The 10,258-nt window shown below is 63.5% G+C and carries 8 protein-coding genes; 6 read left to right on the top strand and 2 right to left on the bottom strand.

The genetic code is table 11. From position 1 onward, the window contains the following. From EN914_RS11270 to EN914_RS11255, 4 genes are all read left to right on the top strand, one after another. Positions 1-3,876, top strand: a 3,876-nt coding sequence (locus EN914_RS11270) for a peptidoglycan-binding protein (RefSeq protein ID WP_127389080.1), incomplete at its 5' end; no start/stop codon positions are given. A gap of 192 nt (positions 3,877-4,068) precedes the next feature. Next, on the top strand, positions 4,069-4,992 hold the full coding sequence (locus tag EN914_RS11265; protein ID WP_013533663.1) for a sulfite exporter TauE/SafE family protein: 924 nt from the start codon (positions 4,069-4,071) through the stop codon (positions 4,990-4,992). Continuing rightward, positions 4,992-5,783, top strand: coding sequence for a TIGR02186 family protein (locus EN914_RS11260; protein WP_013533664.1), 792 nt, complete (start codon positions 4,992-4,994; stop codon positions 5,781-5,783). Before EN914_RS11265 ends, EN914_RS11260 begins: the two co-directional genes overlap by 1 nt. A gap of 169 nt (positions 5,784-5,952) precedes the next feature. Next, positions 5,953-7,209 carry an Hsp70 family protein gene (locus tag EN914_RS11255; protein ID WP_127389079.1) on the top strand — a complete coding sequence of 419 codons (1,257 nt, stop codon included), beginning with the start codon at positions 5,953-5,955 and terminating at the stop codon, positions 7,207-7,209. A gap of 61 nt (positions 7,210-7,270) precedes the next feature. Here EN914_RS11255 and EN914_RS11250 read toward each other — a convergent pair whose 3' ends face one another. Further along, entirely contained in the window at positions 7,271-8,392 is a 1,122-nt protein-coding gene (locus EN914_RS11250; RefSeq protein ID WP_024503177.1) for a Fic family protein, read from the bottom strand. 233 nt (positions 8,393-8,625) lie between these two features. Then, entirely contained in the window at positions 8,626-9,528 is a 903-nt protein-coding gene (locus tag EN914_RS11245; RefSeq protein WP_024503178.1) for a LysR family transcriptional regulator, read from the bottom strand. On the opposite strand from EN914_RS11245, the gene EN914_RS11240 reads away from it, so the two are divergent. Then, entirely contained in the window at positions 9,478-9,810 is a 333-nt protein-coding gene (locus tag EN914_RS11240) for a hypothetical protein (protein WP_127218591.1), read from the top strand. The two genes, EN914_RS11245 and EN914_RS11240, sit on opposite strands and share 51 nt — an antisense overlap. Continuing rightward, a partial coding sequence (locus EN914_RS11235; protein WP_164778711.1) for a molybdopterin-dependent oxidoreductase occupies positions 9,807-10,258 on the top strand: 452 nt, incomplete at its 3' end. The genes EN914_RS11240 and EN914_RS11235, both read left to right, overlap by 4 nt.

The following is a 10,258-nucleotide window of genomic DNA, read 5'->3' as shown; positions in this document are numbered from 1 at the left end:
CCCCGCCAATATGGTGCCGATGCGCGCTACCCCGCCGCCCGGCCCTCTGGCCAGCAGCGCTGGTATGAGGACCCGCAGCCCGCGTCGCGTCCGAAGAGCCCGATGCAGGGAGCCGCCGCTTTCGAGCAGAATTACCAGGCCATTGCCCGCGATATCGATCGCGTGCGCGGCCAGGAGGATGGCGTTGCCATGGTCGGCAAGATCGCCGGCGAATTGCGCGGCATGCGCGAGGAATTGCGCCACCAGATGACCGCAGGCCTGCAGCGGGAATTCGAAGCGCTGCGCAAGGACATCGAGCGGGCCTTCCAGTCAGGCGCAAGGCCCGGTGCTTCGGCCAAGGGCAGTGCTGAACTCGGCCTTGAGTTCGAGCGTCTTTCGGGCGCCATCCAGACCCTGGCCGAGAAGAGCGACGACAGAAGCGTCAACATGCTGCGCCTCGAGCTCGAACAGGTCAAAGCCGCACTCGAAACGCTGGCACGCGAAGAGAGCGTGCAGAAGGTCGACCGCCGCTGGGACGATTTCGATCGCCGCTGGACGGCGTTCGAAGACCGCGTCGACGCCGACCAGCGCAAGCGCTCGGACGACCCGGGCCTGTCTGCTCTCACCGCCCGGCTCGAGCAGATCAGCAATGCCGTCAACAATTTGCCGGAATCGTTGTCGCTGCGCTCGCTGGAGGAGAAGGTGCGCACGCTTGCCGGCGCTGTCGACCATTTCGCCAGCCAGCAAGACAATCGTGGCAGCGACACGCTTGGCATGATCGACGAGCGGCTGGACGAGATTTCCCGCGCCATCGTGGCATCGACGGTCGCCGCGCAAGCCAATTCATTCGACCACGAGGCTTTCGAGCGCATAGAGAGACGGATCGACTCGCTTGCCGGCCAGATCCAGGAAGTGGCGCAGGATCGTCCCGGCAACGCGGTCATGGACCGGTTGAGCACGCTGTCGGGCCGGGTCGACGAACTCGCCGGCCGCGCCAATCTGCCGGAGCAGGCGATGGAGCGCCTGGCCAAGCAGATCGCATTCATCGCCGACAAGATCGACCAGGCACCCGCCATGCCTGACGCCGACTACATCTTCCATGGGCTGGAGCAACGCTTCGACGTGCTGTCGAGCATGATGGAACGCCGCCAGGGTGACGCCATCGAACAGGGCAACATGCTGTTCCGCGATCTCGAGCGCAGGCTGGACGAGGTTGCTGACAGGCTCGACCAGCGCATGCCGCAGGTCGACAGCGTCGGCATCATGGAAGCCATCGATGCCCGCTTTACGGCGCTCGCCAAGCGCCTTGAAACGCGTGTGCCCGATCCCGCGGGCGAAGCGGCGATCCGCGGCCTGGAGAGCCGGCTCGAAGACATTTCAAGCCGGCTGGACGCGTCGGCCGCACAGGTCGCCGGCATCGATCCGGCGCTGATCCGCAGCCTGGAAGCACAGGTTGCCGGCCTGTCGGCTCATCTTTCCAAGCCCAGCACCCCGCTGCCGGAATTCGAGGACATCAGCCCGCGTCTCAACGAAATTGAAAAGTCGCTCGCAGGAACCCGCGATTCCATCCTTGGCGCGGCGCGCGAAGCGGCCGAGAACGCAGTGCAATCGCTGGCCGGTTCGAGCGCCAATGCGACCGCGGTTTCCGGCCTCGCCCAGGATTTGAAGACGCTTGAAACGCTGACGCGGCGCTCCGACGAACGCAATTCGAGAACGTTCGAGGCCATCCACGATACGTTGCTCAAGATCGTCGACCGGCTGGGTTCGCTCGAACCCGGCGAGCCGGTCGAGGCGATGAGCGAATTGCTGGATGCGGCACCGGCCGAGCCGAGCAACTGGCGCGGCGTGCGCCGACCCAAAATGGCCGTCGACGCGCCGTCGATGGATATCGATCAGCCCCTGCCATTGACTGGGGACATGGCAGATCTCGATGGCCGTGCCGCCGCCATCCTGCGCAATGAGCCGGGTGCACGCGGCGACCTGGGTATGCGTAGCGACCTCGGTATTGGTATTGGCACGCGCACGCCGGCCGAGGCTGCCGCGGCGGCGGCCATGGCCGCGCTCGGTTCGGACACGATCGCCCAGAAAGGCGGACAGGCCGGCGGCCGCAAATCGTTGTTCGGCGGGCTGGCCCGCGCCTTCAAGGGCAAGAAGGAGGCGGATATCCCGCCACTGGCCGGCTCAGCGCCGAGTGCCCCAATACCGAGCGTCGATCTCGACGAGCCGCTCGATCCGAAAATGGCCAACCGGCCGCTGGAGCCCGGCTCCGGCGCACCTGACCTCAATGCCATCATGAAGCGCGTGCGTGACGAGCGCGGCCAGCCGGCCAAGCCCAGCGACACCGATGCCGCGAAATCGGATTTCATCGCCGCTGCCCGGCGCGCGGCGCAGGCCGCGGCCGCCGAGGCCGATGCGCTGAAGCGCCAGTCGACGGTGACCGGACCGGTGAAGGCACTGCGGATCGGCGACCTGCTCAAGGCACGGCGCAAGCCGATCCTGATGGGGACAACCGCGATCCTGCTGGCGCTGGGCGCCCTGCAACTGGGCAAGGCCTTCTTCGCCGATCCCGCCCAGGTGGCAAGCAACGACGTTGCGCCGATCGTCGCCTCGCAGCCGGTACAAACCGCCTCGCTCGATGCCGCGAGCCAGCCAAAGACGGACGCGCAGCCCGCGGCAGTGGAAAGCATGCCTGACCGCACCGTCAGACAGGCCGAGCCATCCGCACCGGCAACCAAGGACGACATGGCCGCGCAAAGCATGATTGCCACGCCGCCAGGCGCCGAGCCGTCGACGGGTGCCGCGCCGATCGCAGAACCGGTTCCCGCCCCCGTCGCCTTGGCTACATCGGCCGATGCGAACCCAGCGGTGTCCGAGACGACGACAGCTTCGGTTGCGCCGGCCTCGACCGTTCCGGTCGCCGCCGAACCTGCCGATACCGATACCGCCACCGGCATCCAGCCTGTGGCGACAGAGCCGACCACCGCCAAGGACACCACGGGCGCGGTTCCGCCGGTGGACGCTTCGCCGGCGACGACGGCAAAATTCGACATTCCTGCTGACGCCGGCCCGGCCGCCTTGCGTGATGCCGCTGCCAGCGGCGACGCCAAGGCGCTGTTCGAAATCGGCTCGCGCTATGCCGAGTCGCGCGGCGTCAAGGAAGACATGGCGGCAGCGGCCAAATGGTACGAGAAATCGGCGGAACTCGGCTTCGCGCCGGCCGAATACCGTATCGGAAATTTCTACGAAAAGGGCATCGGCGTCGCGCGCGACATCAAGAAGGCGAAGACCTGGTACCAGCTTTCCGCGGCACAGGGCAACGCCAGCGGCATGCACAATCTGGCCGTGCTGTTTGCCATGGCGGCTGACGGCGTGACCGACAATGAATCGGCCGCGCACTGGTTCCAGGCGGCGGCCGACGTCGGCGTCAAGGACAGCCAGTTCAATCTCGGCATCCTCGCCGCCAAGGGCGTCGGCATGAAGCAGAACCTCGAGGAGTCCTACAAATGGTTCGCGCTCGTCGCCAAGACCGGCGACAAGGATGCGGCGGCCAAGCGTGACGAGATCGCCAATGCGCTGCGGCCCGAGCAGCTCGAGCGCGCCCGCGCCGCGACCGAGCTGTGGAAGGCCAAGCCGCTGGATGCGGCAGCCAACTCGGCCGACATTCCCGAGTCCTGGCAGGACGGCGCGCCGCAGACGACCGCCAGCATCGACATGAAGAAGGCCGTCCAGAACATCCAGCGCATTCTCAACAAGAACGGCTACGACGCCGGCGGCGCCGACGGCAAGATGGGCCAGAAAACGAAGACCGCGATCATGGCTTTCCAGACCGACAACAAGATGGCGGCGACCGGCGAAGTCGACGAAAACCTGGTGAAGGCACTGCTGGCGCGCAAATAACGGCAGAGGCGTCGCTTCCACGACGCCCTTGCCACACATTCGCCTGTTAACTGATTGAGATGTTTTTTGTTTCGGCGGCGTAGCGCGGTTTGACTTCGCAGCACCTCCGGCGCAAGAACGAATTGGCTTGTCGGTCCAAGATGCCCGCAACGGTTGCATTCGCCGACAGGCAGAACTGATCGAGACTGACGGGTGGGCATCTATCTCCCGATCGCGGAAATTTCCGTCAATATCTTCGTCCTGCTGGCCATGGGCGCGGCGGTGGGTTTCCTGTCGGGCATGTTCGGCGTCGGCGGCGGCTTCCTCATCACGCCGCTCTTGATCTTCTACAACATCCCTCCGGCGATCGCTGTAGCCACTGGCGCCAACCAGGTCATCGCCTCCTCCGTCTCCGGCGTCCTTTCGCACATGAAGCGCGGTACGCTCGACCTCAAGCTCGGCGGGGTGTTGCTGGCCGGCGGCATTGTCGGTTCCACCGGCGGCATCTACGTCTTCGCCTTCCTGCGCAGGCTCGGCCAGCTCGACCTGTTCATCTCGCTGCTCTACGTCGTGCTGCTCGGCACTGTCGGCGGGCTGATGCTGGTCGAAAGCGTCAATGCGCTGCGCGCCACGCGCAGCGGTGCGGCGCCGGTGCTGAAGAAATCCGGCCAGCACAACTGGATCCACCGCTTGCCGCTGAAGATGCGGTTCAGGGCGTCAAAACTGTTCGTCAGCGTCATCCCTGTCCTTGGCCTTGGCGCCGGCATCGGCTTCCTGTCGTCGATCATGGGCGTCGGCGGCGGCTTCATCATGGTGCCGGCACTGATCTATCTGCTGAAAGTGCCGACCAATGTCGTCATCGGCACCTCGCTGTTCCAGATCATCTTCACCTCCGCCTATACGACGCTGGTCCACGCCACCACCAACCAGACAGTCGATGTCGTGCTGGCCTTCCTGCTGATGGCGGGCGGCGTCGCCGGCGCGCAGTACGGCGCGAAGGCCGGCCAGAGGCTGCGCGGCGAGCAGCTCAGGGCCTTGCTGGCACTGCTGGTGCTGGCGGTGGCGATACGATTGGCGATCGATCTTTTCGTCACCCCGCCCAACCTCTATTCGCTGTCTGCCGCGGGCCTCAACTGATGAAGGCTCGCAGCACATTCGCAACCGCCATTGTCCTGTCGCTGCTTGCGGCCGCCGTGCCGGCGAAGGCACAGGTCCCGCTGACCGAAGGCATCCAGATCGGTCTCTCCACCGACAACGTCTCGATCACCGCCGGTTTTTCCGGGGCCGATCTAACCATCTTCGGTTCGCTGGAAAACCCGGATCCACTCGTCGCGCGCCAGGGCCGCTACGACGTCATCGTCGTGCTCGAAGGTCCGCCCAAACCGGTGGTGGTGCGCCGCAAGGACAGGGTGCTCGGCGTCTGGGTCAATCTGGACTCTGAGACCTTCGAAAACGTGCCGGTCTCCTATTCGGTGGCGACGACGCGGCCGCTGCAGGACATCACCGAACCCAACAGCTACAAGCAGCTGTCGCTCGGCGCCTCCAACCTCTATATGCAGCCCGCCGATGCCGGCGACAGCCCGGCGACGATCGAGGAGTTCACGGCGGCACTGCGGGAGCGCAAGTCGGCGACCGGGCTCTACAGCGAGAATGTCGGCGGCGTGCAATTCCTGTCGCAGAACCTTTTCCGCGCCACAGTGAGGCTGGCGCCAAATGTGCCGGTTGGAACCCACAAAGCCCGCGCGTTCCTGTTCAAGAGCGGCCTGTTCATCAAGGAAAGCTCGGCCCAGCTCGAAATCCGCAAATCCGGTTTCGAGCAGTCGATCTTCCGTGTCGCGCACAATTATTCCTTCCTCTACGGCGTCTTCGCGATATCGCTGGCCATGCTGACCGGCTGGCTCGGAAGGCTGATCTTCCGGCGAGATTAGGATTTTCCCCGAAAAGTGGTTTCCCTTTGCCGAGGCATGCGGTAGACCGCGCTCCCCAGCCAAATGGCAGACACAAACAATTCGGTTCGGCAGAGCAGCCCGTCCCCGGACAGCGCGCGATTTCTCATGGCGCCTGTCGGCTCGCCGACGACAAATGCAGGAACTTGTCATGCGACCAGCCTTCGGCGGCATCGACTTCGGCACTTCGAACTCCACCGTGGGCGTGGTCCGCAACGGGCAGCCGCGCCTCGTCGCGCTGGAGAACGGCCAGGTCACGCTGCCCAGTGCCGTGTTCTTCAACTTCGAGGACAACCGCACCTGCTTTGGCCGCCAGGCCATCGCCAATTACACCGACAGCATCGAAGGCCGGCTGATGCGTTCGCTGAAGAGCGTGCTCGGCAGTTCGCGGGCGCATGAAAAGACCCGCATCAAATCGCGGTCGATCGGCTTCATGGAGATCGTCGGCATGTTCCTTGGCCATCTCAAGAAGAGGCTGGAAGCCGATGCCGGCGATACGGTCGAGACCGTCGTTCTTGGCCGGCCGGTGCAATTCGTCGATGACGATGCCGAGGCCGACGCGAAGGCGCAAAGCGAACTCGAGAACGCCGCGCGTGCCCAGGGCTTCAAGCACATCGCTTTCCAGTTCGAGCCGATCGCGGCGGCGCTCGACTACGAGCAGAAGGTGACACGCGAGGAGCTGGCGCTGATCATCGATATGGGCGGCGGCACGTCGGACTTCTCGATCGTGCGCGTCTCGCCGCAGCGCTCCCGTTCGCTCGACCGCAAGGACGACATCCTGGCCAGCCGGGGCGTCCATATCGGCGGCACGGATTTCGACCGGCTGCTGAGCATCGCCCATGTCATGCCGCAACTCGGCTATTTGACGCCGACCAAGGACGGCAAGCGCAACCTGCCGGCAAGCTATTTCATAGACCTTGCCACATGGCAGCGCATCAACCTGGTCTACACCGCCAAGGCGATGACGCATCTGCGCCAGATCCGCTACGAGGCCGAGCGCGCCGACCTGGTCGACCGTTTCATCCACGTCGTCGAACACCGCTACGGACACGCGTTGGCCGCACGTGTCGAGAAGGCCAAGATAGAGCTGACCGACAGGTCATCCGCAGAGGTCGCTGTGAAGCTGCCGGGTGCGGAGTTCACCGCCGAAATCACGCGCAGCGGGCTCGACGTGACGATTGCCAGGGACATCGAGCGGGTCACCGCAACGGTCGGGCAGACTATCAGGGACGCTGAGGTGAAGCCGTCCGACATCACCGCGGTGTTCCTGACCGGCGGATCGACCGCGATCCCGCTGGCCAAACGAGAGATCCTGTCGCTGGTGCCGCAGGCATCCGTCATCGAAGGCGACATGTTCGGCTCGGTCGGACTTGGCCTGGCGCTGGATGCGCAACGCAAGTTCGGCTGATTCCGTCCATACCGATAGACCCTCCTGGAGCCGATTGTCCCTTGGCGTGCACATGGGCCAGCTAAGAATGGGTTTCTTGATGCAAGAGATGATAACTTGTACTTCTGCCGCCCGCCCGATCTTTGGCGAGAACGCCCATGTCGATTAGTTGGGTGATGTCGCGTAACGCCGTGTCTGGCGAGCATTTTTCGATGATCGCCCATTTCGAGGAGGTGAGTTTTCCGTCGAAACCATCCAGAAGGCGATTGATTATGTCACGCTGACGATCATTGAACGATTGGCCGGCATGCTGCTTCCAGAACTCGGCCTTAAAGAGCACATCCGATAGTGTTTGCTCCGCACCCTCGATGGCTCGGCCAAGGCATTGCAGGAACCACTCCAGCCACGGCGTGACATCAAGGTCTGGGCTCTTCTGCGTCCTCTCCAGTACGTCATAGTAGCCACTACGGTCGAGGCGGATTTGCGCCGACATGCTGTAGAAGCGCTGTGAGCTGTCCTCGGACCGGGCCAGCGCCATATCGGCGATAGCACGGGCAATTCGGCCGTTGCCATCATCGAAGGGGTGGATCGTCACAAACCAGAGATGAGCAAGGCCTGCCTTGAGGACGGGATCAAGGTCAAGGCTGTTGCTGAACCAATCCAGGAACGCTCTCATTTCATTGTCGAGGCGGTCGGCAGCCGGCGCTTCGTAGTGAACCCGCTCTTTGCCGAACGGGCCAGAGATAACTTGCATCGGACCTGTCTTGTCATTGCGCCAGGCGCCGACAATAATTCTCGTTATGCTGCTGCGACCGGTCGGAAAGAGTGCGGCGTGCCAGCCGAATAGGCGCTCATCAGTCAAGGGTTCGCTATATTTCTGTGTGGCGTCCAGCATCATCTCGACAACACCTTCGACGTCACGATCTACTTGCAACAGCGCACCGGTCTCTATGCCGAGACGGCGCGCGATGGACGACCTTACCTGCTCGCGATCGAGGATTTCGCCCTCGATCTCGCTGGATTTGACAACGTCCTCGGTCAACGTTGTGAGGATAGCTTCTTGCCGCAACGGGAAGCCCAGTGTCTGCATTTGGCCGAAGAGCTGACCTTGCCTGTGCCGCACGGCCGAGAGCCGGCGGGCGAGTTTCTCCGGCTTCCAATTGAACTTCGGCCATTCGAGTAACTGGTGTATGTACTTTGCCATAATTCTCCGCGTCTCCTGCGGAGATTATACGTCTTATTCACCGCATGAACAATTGTAATTGCCGCAAAAGATGCGGAGATTACATAGGTTATTCTCCGCATTAAAAAGTTTGACCGACCTTGAACCGACAACCACAAACTCATCGCTGAATATGTAGATGCCCAGAACGGGACCACACGAAAACCACATTAAAACCGCGCGAAGACCTGGGCCGGACAGATTCTGAAGTGGCACTACACCAGACCACTTCCAGCGGTCCCAGCGCCCAGATGCGCCTTGAGCGCCATCTGGGCCAGGCTTGCCTGGCGATCGCGATGGGTGATCATGGCGAAGTCGCGTTTCGGCAGTTCGAGCGGCACCGATCTCAGACTGCCTTCGGCCACGGCGCGAGCCGCGACAAGCTCGGAGATGATGGTGGCGCCGGCCCCCGCCTCGACCGCCTGGCGAATAGCTTCATTGCTCGGCAGCACCAGGAATATCTGGAGGTCGGCGAGCGAAATCCCTTCGTGGCGCGCCAGATCCTCCAGCACCTCGCGCGTACCCGAACCACCCTCGCGGATGATCCAGCGCAGGCCCTTGATGTCAGGGCGGCCGGGCGCGACTTCGGGGATCTCCGGATGCGCGCTGGCAACCACCAGCATCAGCCTGTCGACGTCGACCTTGGTGCGGCGCAGGATATCGGACTCGGTGCGGCCTTCGACCAGGCCCAGATCCGCCGCGCCATCGAGGACATTGGCCTCGACCTGCCTGGTGTTGCCGATGGAGACGCTCAGCCTGACGGCCGGATAGGCTTCGTGGAAGGAAGCCAGCCGGCGCGGCAGCCAGTAGCTGGCGATGGTCTGGCTGGCGGCGATCGAGAGGCTGCCGGTGACGGTCTGCGAGACATGCTCCAGCACATTGCGGGCAGCGGCGGCCCGTTCGAGCACGGCCTTGGCCTCGGGCAGGAACCGATGGCCGGTCTGGGCAAGCTCGATGTTGCGGCCGACGCGGTTGAACAGGTGGACGCCGTGCTGTTCTTCAAGCGCTCGGATGGCCGCCGATGCCGCCGACTGCGAAATGCCCAGCAGTTCCGCCGCCTTGGTCATATGGCCGCGCTCGGCGACGGCGACGAAAATCCGCAACTGGTCCAGGGTCATGTCCGTATTAAGAACCAATATCGATCGAATTTACAAGAACAACTGATTAGACAGATCGATAGCTTTATTCTAAGTTTTCCGGCGAAGTTAGAAAAAATTCGCCGAAAGATCGCAGAGAGCAGAATGATCGGGCGTTTCAGATCCCTGCTTGCGCATTGGATCCGCGGCATAAGGCGGTGGCTTGCCGGTGATCGCTACCACCCGGAAGAGCATTATATGCGCGGCCCCGGACCGAAGACGCGGGCCAAATCCATGCGCCGTACAGGCGCCACCGGATCATGATGCAGGGACCGCCGCGCGGCGCGAATTCGGCACCATCGCAACGCCCGCTTGCCGACACGCGAGCGCCTGACGAAGGCGACGGCGTCGACACCTCGCCTGCCGTTTCCGACAGCATCGCCAAGACGACCTGCTACATGTGCGCCTGCCGCTGCGGAATCGATGTGCACATCAAGGATGGCAAGGTCCGCTACATCAACGGCAACAAGGACCACCCGGTCAATCGCGGCGTCATCTGCGGCAAAGGCAGCTCCGGCATCATGCAGCATTACAGCCCGGCAAGGCTGAAGAAGCCCCTGCTGCGCGCCGGCCCGCGCGGCTCCGGCGAGTTCCGCGAGATCGAGTGGGAGGAGGCGTTTTCTATCGCTACGGAACGGCTGTCGAACATCCGCCGGACCGACCCCAGGAAACTCGCCTTCTTCACCGGCCGCGACCAGTCGCAGTCGCTGAC

This window comes from Mesorhizobium sp. M7A.F.Ca.CA.001.08.2.1 (genome assembly GCF_003998455.1).
GTDB lineage: Bacteria > Pseudomonadota > Alphaproteobacteria > Rhizobiales > Rhizobiaceae > Mesorhizobium > Mesorhizobium ciceri.
Note: the sequence above shows the minus strand (reverse complement) of the source record. Positions and strands in the feature narration are given on the sequence as shown.

Coding starts and splice junctions, on each gene's coding strand:
- EN914_RS11260 (WP_013533664.1), top strand. CDS start 4,992: ATGAAGGCTCGCAGCACATTCGCAACCGCCATTGTCCTGTCGCTGCTT.
- EN914_RS11255 (WP_127389079.1), top strand. CDS start 5,953: ATGCGACCAGCCTTCGGCGGCATCGACTTCGGCACTTCGAACTCCACC.
- EN914_RS11250 (WP_024503177.1), bottom strand. CDS start 8,392: ATGGCAAAGTACATACACCAGTTACTCGAATGGCCGAAGTTCAATTGG.
- EN914_RS11240 (WP_127218591.1), top strand. CDS start 9,478: ATGGCCGCGCTCGGCGACGGCGACGAAAATCCGCAACTGGTCCAGGGT.
- EN914_RS11245 (WP_024503178.1), bottom strand. CDS start 9,528: ATGACCCTGGACCAGTTGCGGATTTTCGTCGCCGTCGCCGAGCGCGGC.